Genomic DNA, 19,497 nt, shown 5'->3' with positions numbered 1-19,497 from the left:
GGGAGCACCGGGACGGGGACGGCGTCCGACCTGTCAGGGCGCGCAGGCTCTGATGGGCATCTGGCAGGATCTGCCCGCGCCGGCTGGTCGTGCGGAGCGAACCCGGGCCGTTCGTCCGCGGTGTGCGGCGTTGACCGCACCGGATCCTCTGTGGCCCCCGCGCCGTCACCGCGTTCGTCGTCCGTCTCACGGGAACCGGGTGCCCGCGCGGGCACCGGCCGGCCCGCGCGTCGGACCGCAGACCCGGCTGAGCGGTGAGCGGGTGGCGCGGTGGACGGCGCGCGGATGGCCGGCCACCGGCCGGCTGTTCGAGGGCAGGGACCTGGTGCCACCGTCGCGGGCGGGCGAGTGCCACAAGGCGGTGAACCCGGTATGAACGCAAGCCTGGAGCTGGCCATGCGGTGCGCGGATCGCGGGTGGTGGGTGCATCCGCTGCTGCCCGGATCGAAGCGTCCGACGGGCAACTGCCGCCGGTGCCGGCCGCCCGCGTCGGGGCAGCGGGCCGCCTGCGGATTTCCCGAACGGGACGCCGGCGGCTGCCGGTGCCTCACGGCGGGCCGGTACTGCCACGGGGTGCGGGCGGCGACCACGGACCCGGATCTGATCCGCCGCTGGTGGCGCGGCCGCGACTTCGCCGTCGGCGTGGCCACCGGCCCCTCCCGTCTCGTGGTCGTCGATCTGGACGACCACCACCACCCCTTGCCGGATCCCGCGCTACTGCTCCCGGGCGTCGATCCGGCGTCCCTCCCGGAGACCGAGCAGGTGCGCACCGGGGTGGATGTGCTGGAGCTGCTGTGCCGGGTGCGGCGGGCCGAGAGCCTGCTGCACGCCCCACCGACGCTGACGGTGCGCACCCCCTCCGGCGGGGTGCACCTGTGGTACGAGGCCGGGAGCGGGCCGCGGTTCGTGCAGGGCGCGGGGCGGCTCGGCTGGCAGGTCGATGTGCGGGCCGGCTGGTCCACCGCGGTCGCGCCCGGAACCGTCACCGCGGCCGGCCGCTACCAACTGGTCGGACCCCGGACGGTGCCGGCCCGGCTGCCGCGCTGGCTCGCGCTGGAGCTGGCCCGCGTCGGCCTGCGCACCCGCGACCCCGACACCACCCCGCCACCGGCCCGGATCCGGCTTCCCCGCCCCGGCGCACGGCACGGGCCGCGGGACACGGCCGCGTATGCCGCCGCGGCGCTGCGCGGCGAACTCGACGCCGTGGCGTCGGCGCGCACAGGCCGCAACGACCAGATCAACCGCTCCGGTTACCGGCTCGGCCGGCTCGTCGGGGCCGGGCTGCTGGACCTCGACGAGGTCCACCAGGCGCTCACCGAGGCCGCCGCGCTGGCCGGGGTCGATCCCGGCGAGGCCAAGGCCCAGTCCACCATCCGCCGCGCACTCCAAGCGGGCACGCGCTCGCCGCGCACCGTCCCGAGCCCGGGAGCACGGCCATGAACCACCCTCTCACCGCCCGCGTGCCGCTGCCCTTCCCGGCCACCGAACCCCGGCCCTCCCGGCCGGCGCCCGCCGGAACAGGAGAGGCGACCGCGGCGGCCGATACTCCGGAACAGCAGCGGAAGGCCGAGCGCGGGCCGAAGCTCAACCAGGCCGACATCCTGCTGCACCTGGGCATGGACGAGTACCACCTGGTGTGCCACGACCAGACCGCGTACGCCGTTCCCGTCGCCGGTCCTGCGATCGCCCGCCCGCTGCGCGCGGCCGGCGGCTTCGGCGGCACCGGCAGCCTGCGTCAACTCCTCAACCGCTCCTACGTGATGGCGACGGGACGGGCCCCTTCCCAGGGATGCCTGACCGACGCGATCGCCTCGATGGACGCCCTCGCCCTGGACGCCCCGGAGCAGCCGGTCCACCTGCGGATCGCCCCCGATCCGGTCGACGAGCACGTCACCTGGCTCGACCTGGGCCGCCGGGACGGGCTGAGCGTGTGCATCGAACCGGACACCTGGTCGGTGACCGCCCCGCCGATCGGCGAGGGACCGCTGTGGCGGCGCACCCGGCTGACCGGCGAACTCCCGATGCCCGAACGGGAACCGGGTGGCTGGCGGACCGGACTCGGACGGCTGCGTGAACTGTCCGCGCTGGCCGAGCCGTCCTGGCGGCTGGCGGTCGCCTGGCTGCTGGCCGGACTGAGACCCGACATGCCCCGCCCGATCGCGTACTTCAACGGCGAGCGCGGCACCGCGAAAACCACCTCCGCCCGGCAGCTGCTGCGCGTCCTCGACGGGATCCGCGCCGAGGTGCGCAACGTCCCCCGCAGCGAGGACGACGGCGCGGTCGCCGCCTCCGCCGGCTGGACCATGGGCCTGGACAACCTCGCCGGCATCCCCCAGTGGCTGTCGGACTTCCTGTGCCGGGCGGTCACCGGGCAGGCCGTCGCGAAAAGGGAGATGTATACCGACGACGACGTCACCTCCTGGGCCTACCAGCGGCCCGTCCTGCTCACCGGCATCGACGTCGGCGCCCTCCAACCGGACATCGCCGAACGCCTTCTCCCCTTCACCCTGGAGGCCATCGACCCCAAGGCGAGGCGCAGCGAGCACGACCTGTGGCGCTGCTACCGCGCCGCCCACGGCCAGATCCTCGGCGGTCTGCTCGACCTGGCGGCCGCGGTGTGGGCGCGCCTGCCCGACGCTGCCGAGCAACTCGACCACCGGCCGCGGATGGCCGACTGGGCCGAACTGCTGTGGGCCCTCGACGCGGTCACGGGCTGGGACACCCTCAACACCTACACCGCCTCGCAGAACGCGGTCACCGACGACGTCATCGACGCCGACCCGGTCGCCACCGCCCTCACCCGCTGGGCCTCCACCGCCGACACCGCCGAGTGGCGGGCCACCACCGCCCAGATCGACGAGGCTCTGCGACCACCCGGACCGATCCCGGACACCTGGCCCAAGACCACCGCCCTGCTCTCCGCCCGCCTGACCTCCCTCGCCCCGGCGCTGCGCCAACACGGTCTCGACATCCGCAAACTGCCCCGCACCAGCACCACACGCGGCTTCAGCATCACAGTGCGCCCCGACCACGGTCCGCCGGACTGACCACTGGGCACCCACCCGGCCGCGAGCCCGCCCCCAGACCGTCCCCGAATCGCGAATCCGCGGGTGCGGTGCTTCAGCGTGGCGCGGCGAGCCACCGGGCGAGGCGGACAGTCGCCTCCGGTGCAGCGCGGGCGAGTTCGCCGAGGAACTCCAACTCGTCGGCGGATACGCAGGTGCCGGGATGGGGGGTGGTGAGGGCCTCAAGGAGGGCGGCGTGGGAGGTCACCCGCTCCGGCAGCGCTGCCAGGGCCGCCGTCCGAACGGCGGGGTCGGACAGGGCCCCGGAGCGGCCGGCCAGCGCGCGGGCCATCCAGCCGTCGATCCGCGCGACGGCCATCGGGTTGTGTCCGGTCAGCATCGGCCACGCTCCGGGATCATCCGCCGTCACCGGCACGCTGGCGTCGAGGCGGTCGGCCTGGGCCAGGTCGAGGAGGGCGTGGGCCCGGCGCAGCGCCCAGTGCCGGCGGGCCTTCCGGTCCTCCTCGGCGGCCTGCTTCGCGGCCCGGGCGGCTTCCTCGCGGGCGGCGAGCGCCGTTTCGGCTGCGGCGACCACCGGATCGCCGGCAGGGCGGTAGGTGCCGGACACTCCCGCGAGCAGCGCGGCGATGCGCCGCCATTCCGCGAGTTCCAGTTCCACACCCGCGACCAGAGCCTCCCCGGCAGGGCCCCCGGAGCGGGTGAATTTCAGCTCGTTCTCGCACCGTTCGACCCGCCGGCCGACGGACGGCGCGTCCAGGCCGCGCGCCGCCGCGCCCACCCGGACTCGCGCTGCCAGCACCTCGCGGCTCTCCGCAGTCGCGGCGTCGGCGCTGGTCTGGGGGAGAGCCGGGGCGGAACGCCCGGCCGTCGTCTCGTTGCTCACCCAGAGGATTCTCCCCAGGTACCGCCGGTGGCGCAGCCGATTCGAGAGCCGGCCGCGCCCCGGCACCGGTCCGTGCCCGCGCGCTGGGTGCCCGATCCGCGGACGTCACGCCGGCACGCTCCCGCGCCGAAGGCTCTGGTCCGGCCTTTCCTGCTCCTCTGCCATCGGATCCTGCGCGTCGGCTAAGGACACTCCGGGAGCGTTCTCGGCCCGCGACGATGACGCAGGCCTGACGCTGCCGATGACGCACCCGGTACCCGGCCTGTACTGACGATGACCTGCGGCTTTAGTCCCACGGCAGCGGATCCATGACGCTATGACGCTCACCTGCCCCATCTCACCGAAGAGAAAAAGGAAGAGGGAGAAGCGGTATGGAGACATGGCGCGCCAGAGCGTCATCAGCGTCCGTCACCCGCTGACCCGGACGGTGAAACCGCACGTCGGCGCACGGTCGGGCAGGGGCGGTGCTGCGTCATGCGGCAGCGTCACCGGCACAGCGGGCGTGTCACCGCGGTGCCCGGCGTCCGAGAGTGCCGCGGCAAGCTTTCGGGGCGTGAGCTCACCACGGCTGCACCGGACCGCAGGCCGCGGAGTTCGTCCCCGGACGCCGTGGAGCGGGCGGACGAGGCGCGCGGCCGGGGAACGACTGGTACGGCCGTTGCCGCGCCGGCGATCGACGAGAAGCCACGGCCGCGCCCCGGATCCTGAACGGGCGGGACTCCGCTCCTTGCGCTCGGGCAACAGCCGCCAGCCCTACGCTGTGCGTATGCCCGACCTCACGAGACAGCAAGTGGATGACCTGGCTCTCGCCGCTGAGACCGCCGCGGTGTCGCCGCCGCAGCGAGCGGTGATCGGGACGCTGTGCCGGATGGCGGCCGCGGACCCGGCGACCGGCCGGAAGGCCAACACCGCACTCCTGCTGAGCCTGCTGCGCGGCGGCGAGGAGCAACTGCGCGCCGCCTTCGAGGTGGCGGGACGGATGCTGGCCGACGACACCCGCCCCGACGGACAGGTCGTCCCGGTCGGCAACGCGGCCCACGACCCGACGATGATGCTGGCACAGGACGTCATCCAGCAGAGCATGCGCGGCGAACCGGAACGGGCCTGGACTCACATCAGCCAGCATCCCCCCAGCCGTCAGGCCGCCGTACTCTCCATCCTGGCCGCATACCTCAACTACCACTTCGCCGGTCTGGACCCGCTCTCCGTCGCGGCGAGCGAGTAGACACCAGGACGCCGGCTCATCCTCGGCGGCGCGGCCCCGAGGCGCAAACCCCCACGACCGGAGAACGGCGGCCGGCCCCCTGCTCCGCGTAGCTCCGGACGCCGGGCCGCAGAGCACGCGGAGCAGAGGGCCGGTTCAAGCCGCCCGGCGTGTCATGCGCTTGCGGTCGTCACGGTTGCCGCCGACGTAGTAGCGCTCGCGCAGATGCGCCGCCGGAGGATCGTTGAGGTAGTCGGCCTGGTAGCAACCCGACGGATGGGGGCACTCGTTGATGTGGCTGCTGCACTCGTTGCACAGCAGACCGGTGATGAGATGAGTGTTCCGGTCATAGTGGAGGTCCTGGCCCAGACTGTCACCGCAGGCGTGGCACATCGTGCCCGCGGCCGCGATGTACCGGTTGCGCTTGTGGCCCTTCCAGTCGCTGCGCGACACCACGCGGCAGGGAGCCCAGTCGCCCTGGTCGAGATTGATCGGGCACCGCTCGGCCCGGGGCACCAGATCCGGCTCCCGTTCCTGCCCCGTCAGCACCACGTCCCAGTCCGGACGCACGGCACCAGCGGGGGGAGAGCTCTGCTCCCCGGACCGGAAACGGACCCTGAACGAATGGGCGACCACCGTGCCGGGCACGGGGGCCGGTGCGTCCAGGTCGATCAGGATGCGCGCCGCGTTGGAGCAGACCATGGCCGTGCCCAGACGCAGGTGCCAGCGCTCGTCACTGCCGAGAACGGCGGTGGCCGGCAGGTGACCGCGCCGCTTCTCCAGCCGGGCGCACACCGGGCCGCGGAAGGCGAGGGTGAGGCCCAGCCACGCCGATATCTGCTCCTCGTCCAGTTGCGGGAAGCGGGCCAGCAGATCCAGCCGCCGGTGTTCGGGCAGCGCGTACAGGTGAGGTGCCGAAGTCGCTGAAGTCATGACCGCATACTCAAGACGGCTGCCTGTGGACAGAGTTCTGTGCGCCCGTGCCCGGCACCCGGGGCCACGACGATCCTCGCCTCTCCCGCCCGGGCCGGGCGAAACCGTCGCCGCCCGGTCGCACCGAGACGGAGTCCCGCCGGCCAAGCCACCGCACGACGAAGGCCGTGTCGGTGAACGACGCAATGATGAGACGCGCCACGACCACCGCGAAGCGACGCGGGGTGCGGGCCGGAGCGCGAGCCCGGGTGCAGCGGTACGCCCGTGCCGTGCGGGCCGCCGGCCAACGCCCGCCCGGCAAAACCCATCACAAGGGGGGAACACATGAGCACGGAGTCCATCACCGAGGATCCCGACAACGGCAACAGGGCGGGGGAGCGGACCGTCAGCACCTCGCTCCTCCACCGCGACGTCGCCGGGCAGATCGCGGCGGCACTGCCCGAGCTGGAGCGGCCGACCGTCGAGAACGCCGTCGCGGCGCTCAGCGGCCGGGCCCGCCGGGTGATCCACGACCACCTGGCCGAGCACGCCGACGCCCTGGTCAGCGGCAGCTCACTCGCACCTCCGGCCGTGCAGCGGCTGATCCGGGCCCTGGCCGACGCCGGGTGCCCCCGCGTGCAACCACCCCAGTGCCACCGGTGCCACCGCGATCGGCCGCTGGTCCGGGCGGTGGAGGACGGGCGCGTGTGCGCCGGCTGCGCCGGGGCACTGGCCTACGCCGCCTCCGCCGGCACCTGCGCCGAGTGCGGCCGGACCCGGCCGCTGCCCGCCCAGGGCCTGTGCTCAGCCTGCTACGCCCGCGGGCTCACCCACAGAACACCGAAGACCGCCTGCGCCCAATGCGGTCAGGACCGGGTGTGCCGGCGATCGCGGACCGACGGCCGGCCCCTGTGCGACACCTGCCGGCCCCGCAAGCCGGCCTCGTGCTCGCTCTGCCGCATCACGGCCCAGGTACAGGCCAGATGGCCGCTGGGACCGGTATGCAGCACCTGCTACGCCCGTGTCCGCGCGAACCCGGCGCCCTGCACCGCCTGCGGGGCCACCCGCACACTGACCGGCCGGATCGCGGGCGCGCCCGCCTGCGGCCCGTGCTCCGGGGCCGCCGCCGATTACGCGTGCACCCGCTGCGCGGACCCGGCCGACTCCACGATCGGCGGCCTGTGCGAGACGTGCGCGTTCGACACCACGGCCGCGGACTACTTCACCGGCCTGCCCGCTGCGGCCCGTGAGCAGCTGAAACCGTTGCACGACAGGCTCACCGGCAGCGGGCACCCGCGGGCGGCGCACTCCTGGCTCAAACACTCGGCGTCCGCCCGTTTGCTGTCCCGGGCCGTCGCCTCCGGGCAACCGCTGAGCCACGCAACCCTTGACCAGCTCGGTCCCGGCCGGGGACAGGCCATCGGCTACCTCCGCGACATCCTCGTCGATGCCGGTGTGCTGGCTCCGCGTGACGAACACCTCGCGAGCGTCGAACGCCGCCTCGCCCGGATCGTCGGCGCGCACCCCCGGCACGCCGAACACCTGCACGCCTACGGACACGGCTCGGTCCTGCCCCGCCTGCGCGGCCGTGAACGGCCCAGCACGGAGTACGTCGCCGACTGGGCCAACGCCCGCATGACCGCGGCCGCCGAACTGCTGACCTGGGCGCACGGCCGGAGCATCGCCCTGGACCAACTCGCCCAGGAACACACCGACCAGTGGCTCGGGGAAGGAACAAGCACCCGGCACAATGTGCGCGACTTCCTCGTCTGGGCCGCGGACGACGGTCGTGCGCAGCACCTTCACATCCCGCACCGGGACAAGCCCGCCCCCGTCGCCATGGAAGCCCGCTCCCACTGGAAGCTCCTCACCCGATGCCTGCACGACGAGGACGGGCTGCCCCTTGAGGTCCGTGTCGCCGGAGCGCTCGTCCTTCTCTACGGTCAGCAGGCCACCCGGATCGTGTCCCTGGCCCGCGACTGCCTCGAACACCGGACACAGGACAGCTACCTCCTGCTGGGAGAGGCCCCGCTGATTCTCCCACCGGCTCTCACGCGCCTGATCGCCGAGCTGGCCTTCACCCACACGGAATCCGCCGCCGCGGATCCGGTGATGTCCCGCTGGCTCTTCCCCAACGCGCGCAACCGCATGCGCCACCAGTCGGCCGGAGCACTGACCTCCGTGCTCAACCACCACGGCCTCACCATCAAACCGGCCAGGGCTTCCGCCCTGATGAACGCCGCCATGGACCTGCCGCCCGCCGAACTGTCCGCCAGGCTCGGCATCCACCTCATCACGGCCGAGCAGTGGCGCCGCCGCGCCGCCCGCACCTGGACCGCCTACCTCGCCGCCGACAGCGGATAGGAACAAGCGGTCGCGTCACAAAAACAGCAACCCAGCGCGCTCCGCTCACACTTCAAGGAGACCGTCATCATGACCCAGGAGCCCGACACCACTCCGCCGCCGATCGAACCACCTCCGGCGGGTTCACCGAAGGCCCTCTGGATCGCGGAGGACGAAGCGCAACAAGTCCTCGAACGAGCCCGTGGCACACGCCATGCGGGATTCGTCGACCTGCTCACCCGCCTCGCCGTCCAAGGACGCGGACCAGCTCACCCGGGATACGGCACGGCTTTTTGCCGAGACGAAGCCACCGACGGGTAGGTACCGGCGCCGAACGTGGCAGCCCCAAGCCCGGATCACGCAGGAGCGGACGACACGGTCCGGGGCCGCGCGGACCCGCTCGACGAAGGCGGGCCCGTCTGCGCAGTTGAACCATGCGACGGCGCCCTCCGCCCCCGCCCCCGCGCGTAGCAGTACGAGTACCAGCCGACGCCATGGCCCCTCGTCCCGGGCTTCCCGTGCCGTCCGGCGACACGGACGCCGCCCCGCAGGCCCGGTTCCGCCACGGGACCGACACCGTGGTGTGTCGGTGACCTCACTTACTGTGGCGGGGGCCCGGTGTCAGCGTGCCGCCACGGGACACAGAACCAGTCCGTCAGGGATGAGGAGCGGAAGAGTTGAGTTTCACGGCAGTGCCCACAATCCCCGCGGGCGCACGGTCAGCCGGAGGCGATCCGGACTCGTGGGACGAGGAGCTGAGGCTCCTCGCGGGCACGGACGGCTTCAACCCGGCGGTGGCCCACGAAGCCCTGCGGCGCTGCCGCGAGGACCGGCTCACCGTCCGCGACATGCGCCTGCTGCTGATCGCGACCGGCGACGCCCCCGGCTGGGCGCCGGTCCGCCAAGCGGTCGTCGACCGCCTGACCGGCCAGCTCGAACGGGCCCGGCAGGTCCTGATCACCCACACCCAGGTCGAGGTGTGGCCGCCCCCGCAGTTCCAGCCGTGCGAGCCCCTGCCGCCCGGCGGCCGCGCCAGCTCGTTCGCGGCCGTCATCGGTCCCGCAGGATCCACCGTCACCGGACCTCTCGCCGGCGGGAGCACCGAACGCGAGGCCAAGGACCGCGCGGCGCTCTTCCTGCTGGCCCGCCTCGCCGATAGCACGGTGCCCGGCATCTCCGCGCCGACAGCGAGCATCGCGGAGGAGCGCCTGCTCCTGCCCGGCATGCTCTCCGAGGTCTTCGAGCAGCGCCTCCACCGCGCCCTCGCATCAGGAACGGGGCCGGGCCGGGAACTTGAGGAGGAAGCGCTGCGCCGGGCGGCCGCCGGACGCCTGCGGCACCGCGACATGTTCACGCTGATCCTGATGGCCTCCGGCGAACCCTGGGCACCGCTGAGGGCCGCCGCGCTGAACAGGGCCGCGGCCATGCCCCCCGCGCCCGCCCGGCTGCTGCACTGGCACGCCGAACACCACGGTGAGGACCACGGACTGACCTACGAGGAGGGGACACCGCCCGACCCGGACGGACGTCATCACGTCCAGGCCCGCCTGCGGGCCGGCTCGGACGTCACCGGCCCGGTGCGGACCGCGTTCTCCCGCAAATCCGCCCGGCACGCCGCCGCGTGCGCGCTCCTCGCCCACATGACCGGACTTCCGGAACCCTCGCTGCCCGACGACGACAAGCCCGCCCCAGCGCCGCGGATCACGGTCCCCGGGCAGAACCAGGACCCGGTCAAGCACCTCAACAAGCACCACCAGCTCGAGACGATCACCAAGCCGGAGGCCCAGCTGCGGACGCTGGGCTCACGGGTCGAGTGCACCTACACCTGCCGTCACCGCGCCAGCGGCGCCCAGGTCCGGGCGACCGCGGCCGGACCCGACCGCGTCGCCGCCCGCCGCGCCGCGGCCCTGAAACTGCTGCGCAAGCTCACCACCCTCGACCACACCCCGACCGTGCCCGACCCGCGCTCCGCTCCAACCCCCGGCACCGCAACGCCCGCCCGGGCGGACACACCCCTCCCCGACCCGCGCCCGGCCCAAGCCACCATCGCGGACCGCCGCCCGCCACTCGACCCGGCCGGCCGAGACGCGGCCGAACTGCTGCGGGAAGCCTTCGACTCGGGCTGCCCGGTGACGTTCGTCCCCGCCACCGCCGAACATCCGGCAGCCTGGAGGGTGCAGGACACCGGAACCCGGGCCCTGCCCACGACCGGCCTTCCCGCCCCCCTGACCCCGGCGCCCCCGACACCGGGCACCGCCGGCGGATGGCACACGCCCCTCCCGTACGGACTCGCCGCCCTCCAACGGGCGCGCAGCGGCGCCACCCCCGAGCTGGTCTTCTGGCAACGCGCTGTCCACATCGCCCTCCAGCTCGTCCGCGCCCGCCTTCTCTACCCCGCCCTCGACGACCATGCCCGCCCCTTCTGGCGCGTCGGACCAATGCCGCCGCCCGCCCGGGCCGCGCTCGACGAACTCGCCGCCGCCGCCCCGCCCGCCGCGCACCCCGCGCACACGACGGCCCGTGAAACCCTCGACGCCTTCTGCGACGCGGCGGCCGACGCGCTCGTCCGCACCCCCGCCGCAGCCGCCCTGTTCCCCAGCCCCTGGACCACCCCGAGCGCCGAGCCCCTCAACCCCGCGATGGCGGACGGGGCCCGGGACTGGCTGGACCGTGTGGAGGATCTGGTCGACGACCGGCCCGCCCCGCCCCTCACCCTCCACGTTCAGCGCCCCGACGACGAACAGGCCACCGCAGGACACCTCACCCTCGCCCTGCACCTGACACCCGCCGGCACGGAACCCGGCGCCGGCCACCACGTCGACGCCGGCCAGGTCTGGAACAGCGGCAGGCGCCCGGACGGGGAAAACACGGCCGCGCTCCTGGCCGGGGTGCGCCGAGTCCTGCGCCGCACAGCCCGCCGCACCCCCGCCCTGGCCGGGCTCGCCGCACAGCACCACCCGCACCGCATCACCCTCGACACCCCGGCGATCGAGTCGCTCCTCGAACACGAACACGACCTCGCCCAGGAAGGCGTCCGGGTGGTGTGGCCCGACGGGATGCGCACCGCCCTGCACACGACGGCGGTCATCGGCACCCCCGCCCGCCCCGATACGGGACCGGGGGAGCGGGCCCGGTTCAGCGTGACCGCCCTCCTCGACTTCCGCTGGCAACTGGCCCTGGACGGGGTGCCGCTGACCGAACAGGAGATGCACGACCTCGCCGAAGCCGCCCGCCCCCTGGTCCGCGTCCGCGGGCGCTGGGTCCTGGCCGACCCGCTCCAGCGCCGCCGCGCCCGCCACCGGCTCCTGGGACACCTGCCCGGAACCGAGGCCCTGACCGCCGCCCTCACCGGCACCCTCACCGCCGACGGCGCCCCCGTCCCGTGCCGCCCCACCGGAGCGCTCGCCGACATCATCACCATCCTGCGCAACGGCGAACACCAGCACCGGGAACTGCCCTCCCCACCCGGACTGCGCGCCACCCTGCGCGGCTACCAGCAGCGGGCCCTGACCTGGCTCGCCTCCACCACCGACCTCGGATTCGGAGCCGTCCTCGCCGATGACATGGGACTGGGCAAGACCCTCACCGCCCTCGCGTTCACCCTCCACCACCAGCAGCGAACCCCCGGCCCGACCCTCGTCGTCTGCCCCGCATCCCTCGTCACCACCTGGAGCCGCGAAGCCGCCCGTCACACCCCCGGTCTGCCCGTTCACACCTACCACGGCCCCCAGCGCACCCTGGACACGATCACCGACACCACCCTCGTGATCACCACCTACAGCATCCTGCGCCGCGACCGGGCCCTCCTCGCCGACCGGCCCTGGGCCCTGGTCATCGCCGACGAAGCCCAGTACGCGAAGAACCACACCTCCGCCACCGCCCGTCACCTGCGCGCCCTGCCCTCCACCACACGCCTCGCCCTCACCGGCACCCCCGTCGAGAACAACCTCTCCGAGCTGTGGTCCCTCCTCGACTGGACCAACCCCCACCTCTTCGGCACGCTGAAGACGTACCGGTCCCGGTGGGCGAACGCCGCCGAGAAGGACCCGAACGGCACCGAGGCCGCCGAACTCGGCCGTATCGTCGCACCCTTTCTCCTGCGACGCCGCAAGTCCGACCCCGGAATCGCCCCCGAACTCCCGCCCAAAATCGACTCGCCACGCCACGTCCAGCTCACCACCGAGCAGGCCGGCCTCTACGAGGCACTCGTCCGCGAGACCCTCCAGCAGATCCAGGCCAGCAGCGGCATCCAGCGCAACGGCCTCGTGTTCAAACTCCTCACCGCCCTGAAAAAGATCACCAACCACCCCGCCCACTACCTCGCCGAACAGCCCCCCACCCAAGCCGAAGCCGCGGCGTTCACCGCCCGCTCCGCCAAGACCGCCGCCCTGACCGAACTCCTCGACACGCTCAGATCCCGCGGCCAGTCCGCCCTCGTCTTCACCAGCTACGTCACCATGGGCCGCCTCCTCCACACCCACCTGCGCCACCTCGGCCACGATCCGCTCTTCCTGCACGGCACCACACCCCTGGCCGAGCGCCAGCGCATGATCGACGCCTTCCAGGCCGGCCGCCACCCGGTCATGCTCCTCTCCCTCAAGGCCGCCGGAACCGGATTGACCCTCACCCGCGCCGAGCACGTCATCCACTACGACCGGAGCTGGAACGCCGCCGTGGAGGACCAGGCCACGGACCGCGCCCACCGCATCGGCCAGCACCGCACCGTCACCGTGCACCGCCTCATCACCGAACACACCGTCGAAGACCGCATCGACACCCTCCTCACCCAGAAACGCGCCCTCGCGTCAGCCGTCCTCACCGGCTCCGAGCGCGCCCTCGCCCAGCTCACCGACCACGAACTCGCCGAACTCGTCACCCTGAAGGAACGCCGATGAGCCGCCGCCACAGCACCGCCGGCTGGTCCACCGCCTTCACCGCCGCCATGACCACCTCCGTCGCCGACACCGCGCTCCTCACCGCCGCCCGCCGCCTCCTCGACACCAGCGCCGACCCCGCCCCGCTGAACGTCAACGCCGGCTTCGCGACCAGCAAGTTCCCCCTGCCCGACGGCCGCGCCGCCCGCCCCCGTCTCCTCGTCGACGAACTCACCGCCCCACAGTGGGAGCGCATCGAACAGGCCATCGCCGACCGCCCCGACGCCCTGTCGATCGCCGGCACCCCGGCCATCAGCGACCTCCTGGCCGACCCCGCCACCACCGCCCGCATCGCCGTCGTCCCCCAACCCACGGACATCTCCCACACCTGCACCTGCACTCCCGCACGAACCTCCCCCTGCGTCCACACCGCCGCCGTCGGCCTCCTCCTCGCCGAGCGGCTCCGCACCGTCCCCGCCCCGCTGTTCACCTTGCGCGGCCGCGCCCACCACCACCTCAGAACACGCCTGCGCACCACTCCCGCCAGCCGCTCCCGCCCCCGAACTCCCCAACCGGCACCCACACCACACCAGCGGACCACCGCCCCAGCCCTCGCAGCCCCTGCCGCCGTCCCGATCCCCGCACCGGCCGACCTCGACCTCACCAGACATCAGCCGGCCCCCACCCACACTCTCGGCGAGCCCCCCGGGCCCCTGCCCGAGCACACCGCGCTCGTCACCCTGACCGCCGACGCCGCCCACCGCGCCGACCGCCTCCTGAACGGCGACCCCGTACCGCACGACCCCGACACCGGGACCGACCTCGTCCGCCTCACCGCCCTCCCACACGGGCAGCACCTGCGGTCCGCCGTCATGAACCACCTGAACCTGGACACCGTCGGCATGGCCCACCTCACCCTCGCCCATACGCAGGGCGGCCCGGGCGGCGCCGCCGCCTACCTGTACTCCTTCACCGTCGACCGCGACATCCTCCACGAGGCCCAGGCCGCCATCCAGTCCCTGAGACCGGCACCGCTGGCCACCATCGAAATCGAGTACAACCGGATCACCGACCGGGCCGTCGGGATCCAGCTGCGCTACGGACCCGACAGCCGCTGGCACCCCTACCGAAACCCGTACGGTATCTGGCAACCCGTCCCCGGCTCTCATGCCGACCCCGCCCGCGCCTACCAGGCGGCCCGTGCCGCCGCCCGCCCCGACCGGCGCACGACATAACGCGGCTCACCGGCCGGCCCGCCGATACGATCATCCCCAGCACGGCTCTTTGCCAGGAGCCGTCGACGCCGCCGCCCACTGCCAAGGGCGCACGGCGCACACGCTGCAACCGGTGGTTCCGGAAGCAGCACCCGCTCTTGCGTGTGGCAGCAGGCAAGACATCGCCTCGGCTGGTACCCGAGGCCGGTGGACCCGCACCGTATTGGCGTACGGCCGGGTCCACCCCATCTTGGGGCGCGACAACTTCCACGCCCCCTTACGCTCCGGTCTGCTGCGGCTCTCGCCCCTCGGGTGCGGAGGATCGCTCCAGCACCTCGACCGCTATGTGCCCCTCAGTCGCGGGGCGCCCCTGTAGAAGTCCGTGCCCATTGCCGAACTCGTGGGCAGTGAGCTGAGCATCGGACACTCAGGCGTCGTGGTGAAACACCACCACATCACCGCACCACCAGGACCCGTGCGGGCGCGTAATCCTGCCGGCATCGGGCGGAGCGCCCGCCCCTGCGCGTCTGTTCCCCCCAGCCCTTCACAACCGGGCCCGGAGCTGGCGCGTGCAGCCGCAGGACTGTCCATCGGGGGACTACGCACCCATGGCGGCGAGATCCTGCACAGTCCGAAGGGAAGCCGGGCTCAGCCCGCGGGACTTCGACTCGCTCAGCACCTGCTCGGCGAAGCACCTTGCGGGGCGACGCGGCAGCACCCGGGTGTTGAAGACCGTGGACGCCATGAGCAGAGTCAACCCGAAGCGATAGGCGGACGACATGGCTTCAGTGCGATCGCCGTCAACAGCTGCCCGCGCGAGGGCCGCGGCCTCCGCGGCCACCTCGCGCTGCCCGGCACGGACCGTGCGAACAGCATCGACAGACAGATACGCCACGATCAGGACCACGGGCATGAGCCCCACAATCCCGGATGCGTCGGCGGTCAGCTCGTTCAACCCCACGCCCGAGATCCACGACACCAGCGGCGCCGCAACGGCGACGTGCAACGGCCAGACGACGGCCGATGCCCACGCTGCGGCGGTGAACCGCCGGCGCACCGCTACTACGGACAGGGCCGGGAAGGGCGGATCCACGGAGTTCCTCATCAGGCCATGATGCCTCCCGCGCCCGCACGACGACCGGCCGCTTCCCGACCTGCCCCACGTCCCCGGTTCGCCCTCCAGACACTGGAGCACTGCGGCGGCAGCGTCCGCGACCGGATCGTCCGGGTCCGACATCAGCACCGCTTGCGAGAAGGCCGCGCGGGCTGGTCCCCGGCGCCCGCGCAGATGTGCGGCGCCCGTCGACCTGCCCGGCGGGCGCGCGGTCGGCCAACGCGTGCACCTCGCCGACGGGCTTCACGCTCTTCCTCCTTCACCGGGACACCCCGGCACGGCAGTGGATACGTGCTACGGAGCGAACGCCCGCGGCGGGTCGTGACCGAACGCGGCCCAGACAGGAGGCACCCGGCCCGATGCCCGTCAACGGCTCTGCCCAAGCGGTTCGCCGGGGCCGGACTCCTTCTCGAAGCCCGCGCAGGTGTGGCACAGGCAGCGCCTGGTCGGCCCGAAGGCGGGAGTGGCCACGCTCAGGGCAGCCGGGGTCAGACCGCCGCACTCCTGGCACGGCCCACCGAGCATGCTCAGCAGGCGCGCCAGTTGCTCGGCGAACATCTTCCGCTCATGCGGGAACAGGTCAGCGATGATGCTCCGAGCCTTGGGGAGATCGTCGTCCATGACGGCGAGCAGGGCGGAGGTCTCGGCGAAGGTGGTGAGGTTGTCGGAGCTGCTGGCGGTCATGGCAAATCTCGCTTTCCTGTCATGGCGGATCGACGGTCTTGTACGGTGCGCACCGCCGATAGTCGAGTCGCCTGCTCGGTCACCACTGACGCCGGGGTGAGAGAGCGCCGGCAGCGCTCTCTGGGATCGTCGGACGGTGAAGGCCGTGGATTACCGCACCAGGCGGTGAGTCATGTCCGTGCGCCGGCGCCGGGCGCGCCACCATCGCTTCGGTCACGCTCCGGCCCCGTCCCACAGGAGGGCGGCGTCCCCATGCCCGCGACGAGGCTCTCCACGGTCCGCGAGCGGACACAGCGGGTGGCGCTGTGGTCCGGGCGCAGCCGAATCGGATCTGGAAGGCGGCCGAGAGCCGCAGCCTGCTCGTTCCCGTCGGGGGGCGGTGTCGGGCCCGGAACCTGTCGCCGCGGACTTCCTCATGCCGGTGTCCCCGTTTCCGCCGGAGGCCGAAGACGCCCGTGGGAGCCAGCGCACCGGCCGCCCTCCCGCAGTACTCGGTTGCACGGGCCTTCTTCGGTCGCCTCCGAGCAGCGCTCGAGGCGGATGTCACCGAGTTCGCGCAGCCCGTCGGCGAGTGCCGATGCGGCGGTCACGGTCTCGTTCCAGGTGGTTTCGGTTCGGCTGTGGGGCCACAGCCTGCCCCGCACCTCGGCGAATGCCCGGTGCGGCTCGGTGAGCTGCGGGTAGCGCAGGGTCCAGCTCAGGCTTGCCTCGTCGAGCAGCGCCAGCGGGCCCGTCAGGTCCGGCGGCACGTCCCTGACTGCCTCCAATTGGTCTGCCAACTCGACGGCGGTGATGTCCGGGTACATCAGCAACTCCTTCGGTACGGGAAACGGGGTCCTCGTGTCGTTCTCGCGGAGGCTCACTGACGCTGGGCGTGGTGGGGACTGCGGCCGTGTGGTCAGTCGGAGAGCGCATCGGCGACGGTGTATCCGTTCACGACGATGTGCGGGGCCGCCTCGCTGGCCAGACGGAGCGCGGTGTCGAGGTCGAAACGGTGGTCGGCGAGCCACTGCTCGCCGCGCCCGTACGGCTTGATCCCCTCGGCCCAGGTACCGTCGGCTCCGAGGCACCTGTCGATCTGGGTCACCGCCCAGCGTCCCTTTCCCCGGTGCTGCACTTCGATCATGTAGTGCCGGTAGTTGATGTTGTTCTCCGGGAGCGCGCACACCGCGTACTTCACGGGGCGGACGGTCACCGGGGTTATCGGCTGAGCCTGGTTCACAGACGATCTCCGCTCTGTGGTGTCGGTGGGGAACTGTTTGTCGCTTGGGCCGCGCGGGCACCTGCCGGTGCTGCAGCGGGAGTCCGGAAGCCGGCCCGGTGGACCACCGCGTCGCAGGACACGGTGGGATCCGCCGTCAGGAGTCGTGTCCCGGGCCGGCGGCGCGGGCCGCCACGGACGAGGTGTCGAGGCCGGAGTGGCGCCGGCCCTTGACGGTGAGGGTGACGATGAGATCCTCCTCATGGCCGGGGGCCATCGCCTGCGACTCCTTCTTGTAGATCCTGCGGGTGCGGACCAGTCCGTGCTCGACGAGGGTGTCGAGGGCCGTGGTGAGGCCGGGGTCGTTCTGCGGGGGGTGGAACTGCACCTGGTGGCCGTTGCCCGCGACGCCCTCGATCGCGCCCGCGGCGGCCCGGTGCTCGTCGGAGGGGAAGTCGGTGCGGGTGTGCTCCGCAGCCTTGGCGAGAGTGTCCAGCAGGGCGCGCTCAAGCGGGGTGAGCGGGATCTCGGTGCGGCGCACTCCGGGTGTGGGGCGGTCCTCGGCGGCGTACGTGCGCACGCCCGAGGCGAGGTAGACGGGGCCGGACGCCAGTTCCTGGACGAAGTAGGGCCCCAGCTCGGAGCGCAGCTGGCTGGCTCGGCCCTTGGAGACGCCGGCGATCCGGGCGACCTCGGCGAGGCCGGCCAGCTCGGGCACGAGCGGTTCGGCCAGTTGGCGGTCGAACTCCTCCTCGCTGAGCACCTCGAAGCCGGTCATCCGGGCCGGCCGCAGGATTTCGTGCCGGAGCAGCGCGGCCTGGACGTACTCGACGCCGCGGATGCCTGCGTCGACGGGGCTGTCGGCATCCAGGAAGATCCGGACGGCCAGGCCGCCGGCAGGCGAGACGCTGACGGTTCCGCTGTTGCGTGCCAGGCTGTCGTGGAGATCGCTGACGGTTTCGTCGGGCAAGGGCCGGTCGGCCTCGTAGTCGACGCGGACGTTGTAGCTGGTAGCGGTCATGGTTTCCTCATGCTCGGGGTGGGCAGGGCGGTGACGGCGCGGTCGGCCGGGCGCCGGGGTGGTCCCCCCGGCGCCTCCGGCTGGTCAGCGGACTTGTTGGGAACCGGACTTGCCCTTGCGTTCGGTCTCCTCGACGAAGCCGAAGCGCTTGAGGGCGGCCTTGGCGTTCTTCAGGCCCCGGTACTCACTCGGGGTGCTGGGCATCGTCGTGACGAACTGCAGCACCTCCTCCTGGCCTGCCGTGCTCTCCACACGAACGAAGTACACGCGGAAGTGGCGGCTCTTCGTCGGTAGGAACCGGAATCCCTGTCCTTCCGCCTTGGCGCGAAGCTGCCGCAGATCCTTCTTGTTGGCCATGCTCTCCCCTAATGCTAAACGCCGTCAAGAATTATGATCTCACGTAACACTAAACAACGTCAAGCGTTAAGGAAAAGACGCGTTGGGGTTGGGTGCGCTACGCCGGGGAAGCCGCCAGACGGCCGTGTCGCAGCCTCGCACCCCTCCATGAAACTGGGAGGCCGCTGCGCCCTCACGCGTCGGCCTGCGCTCCGCCCCGCGGCCAGGGCGCCCGGATCACCACTCCGGCCGATCCGCAACCGCGCCCGCAACATCCGCGGCCTCCAGCCCGGCGAGGAAACAGACGACCTTGCCGCGTACCTGGGCGAGCACGACATCAAGGTGGCGCGGCATCCGGCCGCCCCGGCATCGGTCACCGACTGGCTGGTGCGGCAGTTCGACGACCTCGCCGAAGCCGCCCCGGTTCCGCTCCTCGCACGCGCCCCCAGGACATCGACCAGCACCAACTCGCCGAAGTCCGCGCCGGCATGATTTCTCACGGCATCCCGGACATCGTGGTCCTCCCCGAGCTGACTGAGCTGCGCTCCGGCCGCGCGGGGCTGACCAAGTGGTCGGCCGAGGCCCTGGCCGCGGTCAACCAGATCGCCCTTGCCGTGGCCAACCGGCTCAACGAACGCAAGCAGCCTCCTGGTTAACCCCTCTCCCGGTGCCGCACGAGCCCGCT

16 protein-coding genes are annotated in these 19,497 nt (G+C 72.6%); 8 read left to right on the top strand and 8 right to left on the bottom strand.

Going from position 1 to position 19,497, the window contains the following annotated elements:
- Positions 1-372: 372 nt before the first annotated feature.
- Positions 373-1,440, top strand: coding sequence for a bifunctional DNA primase/polymerase (locus AAFN69_RS23265; protein WP_347730629.1), 1,068 nt, complete (start codon positions 373-375; stop codon positions 1,438-1,440).
- A complete protein-coding gene (locus tag AAFN69_RS23260; RefSeq protein ID WP_347730628.1) occupies positions 1,437-3,047 on the top strand; it encodes a hypothetical protein in 1,611 nt (536 codons plus the stop codon). Before AAFN69_RS23265 ends, AAFN69_RS23260 begins: the two co-directional genes overlap by 4 nt.
- Positions 3,048-3,120: 73 nt before the next feature.
- Here AAFN69_RS23260 and AAFN69_RS23255 read toward each other — a convergent pair whose 3' ends face one another.
- Positions 3,121-3,909 (bottom strand): hypothetical protein, encoded by a 789-nt coding sequence (locus AAFN69_RS23255; protein WP_347730627.1) that lies wholly within the window; start codon positions 3,907-3,909, stop codon positions 3,121-3,123.
- Between the two features lie 766 nt (positions 3,910-4,675).
- On the opposite strand from AAFN69_RS23255, the gene AAFN69_RS23250 reads away from it, so the two are divergent.
- Positions 4,676-5,134 carry a hypothetical protein gene (locus AAFN69_RS23250; RefSeq protein ID WP_347730626.1) on the top strand — a complete coding sequence of 153 codons (459 nt, stop codon included), beginning with the start codon at positions 4,676-4,678 and terminating at the stop codon, positions 5,132-5,134.
- A gap of 135 nt (positions 5,135-5,269) precedes the next feature.
- Here the strand turns inward: AAFN69_RS23250 and AAFN69_RS23245 are convergent, their stop codons facing one another.
- Positions 5,270-6,046 (bottom strand): hypothetical protein, encoded by a 777-nt coding sequence (locus tag AAFN69_RS23245; protein ID WP_347730625.1) that lies wholly within the window; start codon positions 6,044-6,046, stop codon positions 5,270-5,272.
- Between the two features lie 324 nt (positions 6,047-6,370).
- On the opposite strand from AAFN69_RS23245, the gene AAFN69_RS23240 reads away from it, so the two are divergent.
- The 3 genes from AAFN69_RS23240 (at position 6,371) to AAFN69_RS23230 (ending at position 14,477) form a co-directional block, all read left to right on the top strand.
- Positions 6,371-8,389, top strand: a complete 2,019-nt coding sequence (locus AAFN69_RS23240; RefSeq protein ID WP_347730624.1) for a hypothetical protein — start codon at positions 6,371-6,373, stop codon at positions 8,387-8,389.
- Positions 8,390-9,060: 671 nt separating this feature from the next.
- Positions 9,061-13,263 carry a DEAD/DEAH box helicase gene (locus AAFN69_RS23235; RefSeq protein ID WP_347730623.1) on the top strand — a complete coding sequence of 1,401 codons (4,203 nt, stop codon included), beginning with the start codon at positions 9,061-9,063 and terminating at the stop codon, positions 13,261-13,263.
- On the top strand, positions 13,260-14,477 hold the full coding sequence (locus tag AAFN69_RS23230; protein WP_347730622.1) for a hypothetical protein: 1,218 nt from the start codon (positions 13,260-13,262) through the stop codon (positions 14,475-14,477). The genes AAFN69_RS23235 and AAFN69_RS23230 overlap by 4 nt, the downstream gene beginning before the upstream one ends.
- Before the next feature lie 577 nt (positions 14,478-15,054).
- Here AAFN69_RS23230 and AAFN69_RS23225 read toward each other — a convergent pair.
- The 6 genes from AAFN69_RS23225 to AAFN69_RS23200 all read right to left on the bottom strand — a co-directional run bounded on the left by AAFN69_RS23225 (position 15,055) and on the right by AAFN69_RS23200 (position 18,833).
- Positions 15,055-15,561 carry a hypothetical protein gene (locus tag AAFN69_RS23225; RefSeq protein ID WP_347730621.1) on the bottom strand — a complete coding sequence of 169 codons (507 nt, stop codon included), beginning with the start codon at positions 15,559-15,561 and terminating at the stop codon, positions 15,055-15,057.
- Between the two features lie 375 nt (positions 15,562-15,936).
- Positions 15,937-16,254, bottom strand: coding sequence for a hypothetical protein (locus tag AAFN69_RS23220; protein ID WP_347730620.1), 318 nt, complete (start codon positions 16,252-16,254; stop codon positions 15,937-15,939).
- 413 nt (positions 16,255-16,667) lie between these two features.
- A complete protein-coding gene (locus AAFN69_RS23215; protein ID WP_347730619.1) occupies positions 16,668-17,060 on the bottom strand; it encodes a hypothetical protein in 393 nt (130 codons plus the stop codon).
- Positions 17,061-17,152: 92 nt separating this feature from the next.
- Positions 17,153-17,476: a hypothetical protein gene (locus AAFN69_RS23210; RefSeq protein WP_347730618.1), complete on the bottom strand. Its 324-nt coding sequence runs from the start codon at positions 17,474-17,476 to the stop codon at positions 17,153-17,155.
- 136 nt (positions 17,477-17,612) lie between these two features.
- Entirely contained in the window at positions 17,613-18,476 is an 864-nt protein-coding gene (locus AAFN69_RS23205) for a hypothetical protein (protein ID WP_347730617.1), read from the bottom strand.
- A gap of 84 nt (positions 18,477-18,560) precedes the next feature.
- Complete coding sequence (locus AAFN69_RS23200; protein WP_347730616.1) at positions 18,561-18,833, bottom strand: hypothetical protein; 273 nt, start codon at positions 18,831-18,833, stop codon at positions 18,561-18,563.
- 147 nt (positions 18,834-18,980) lie between these two features.
- Between AAFN69_RS23200 and AAFN69_RS23195 the strand changes: the two genes are divergently transcribed.
- A complete protein-coding gene (locus AAFN69_RS23195) occupies positions 18,981-19,304 on the top strand; it encodes a hypothetical protein (RefSeq protein ID WP_347730615.1) in 324 nt (107 codons plus the stop codon).
- Positions 19,301-19,468 (top strand): hypothetical protein, encoded by a 168-nt coding sequence (locus AAFN69_RS23190; protein WP_347730614.1) that lies wholly within the window; start codon positions 19,301-19,303, stop codon positions 19,466-19,468. Before AAFN69_RS23195 ends, AAFN69_RS23190 begins: the two co-directional genes overlap by 4 nt.
- Positions 19,469-19,497 lie beyond the last annotated feature (29 nt).

This window comes from Streptomyces sp. CAU 1734 (assembly GCF_039888735.1).
Taxonomy (GTDB): Bacteria; Actinomycetota; Actinomycetes; order Streptomycetales; family Streptomycetaceae; genus Streptomyces.
Note: the sequence above shows the minus strand (reverse complement) of the source record. Positions and strands in the feature narration are given on the sequence as shown.

Excerpts from the sequence above, each read along its gene's own strand:
- AAFN69_RS23190 (WP_347730614.1), top strand. The coding sequence starts at position 19,301 with ATGATTTCTCACGGCATCCCGGACATCGTGGTCCTCCCCGAGCTGACT.
- AAFN69_RS23245 (WP_347730625.1), bottom strand. The coding sequence starts at position 6,046 with ATGACTTCAGCGACTTCGGCACCTCACCTGTACGCGCTGCCCGAACAC.
- AAFN69_RS23230 (WP_347730622.1), top strand. The coding sequence starts at position 13,260 with ATGAGCCGCCGCCACAGCACCGCCGGCTGGTCCACCGCCTTCACCGCC.
- AAFN69_RS23260 (WP_347730628.1), top strand. The coding sequence starts at position 1,437 with ATGAACCACCCTCTCACCGCCCGCGTGCCGCTGCCCTTCCCGGCCACC.
- AAFN69_RS23200 (WP_347730616.1), bottom strand. The coding sequence starts at position 18,833 with ATGGCCAACAAGAAGGATCTGCGGCAGCTTCGCGCCAAGGCGGAAGGA.
- AAFN69_RS23250 (WP_347730626.1), top strand. The coding sequence starts at position 4,676 with ATGCCCGACCTCACGAGACAGCAAGTGGATGACCTGGCTCTCGCCGCT.
- AAFN69_RS23195 (WP_347730615.1), top strand. The coding sequence starts at position 18,981 with ATGAAACTGGGAGGCCGCTGCGCCCTCACGCGTCGGCCTGCGCTCCGC.
- AAFN69_RS23240 (WP_347730624.1), top strand. The coding sequence starts at position 6,371 with ATGAGCACGGAGTCCATCACCGAGGATCCCGACAACGGCAACAGGGCG.
- AAFN69_RS23215 (WP_347730619.1), bottom strand. The coding sequence starts at position 17,060 with ATGTACCCGGACATCACCGCCGTCGAGTTGGCAGACCAATTGGAGGCA.
- AAFN69_RS23265 (WP_347730629.1), top strand. The coding sequence starts at position 373 with ATGAACGCAAGCCTGGAGCTGGCCATGCGGTGCGCGGATCGCGGGTGG.
- AAFN69_RS23225 (WP_347730621.1), bottom strand. The coding sequence starts at position 15,561 with ATGAGGAACTCCGTGGATCCGCCCTTCCCGGCCCTGTCCGTAGTAGCG.
- AAFN69_RS23205 (WP_347730617.1), bottom strand. The coding sequence starts at position 18,476 with ATGACCGCTACCAGCTACAACGTCCGCGTCGACTACGAGGCCGACCGG.
- AAFN69_RS23220 (WP_347730620.1), bottom strand. The coding sequence starts at position 16,254 with ATGACCGCCAGCAGCTCCGACAACCTCACCACCTTCGCCGAGACCTCC.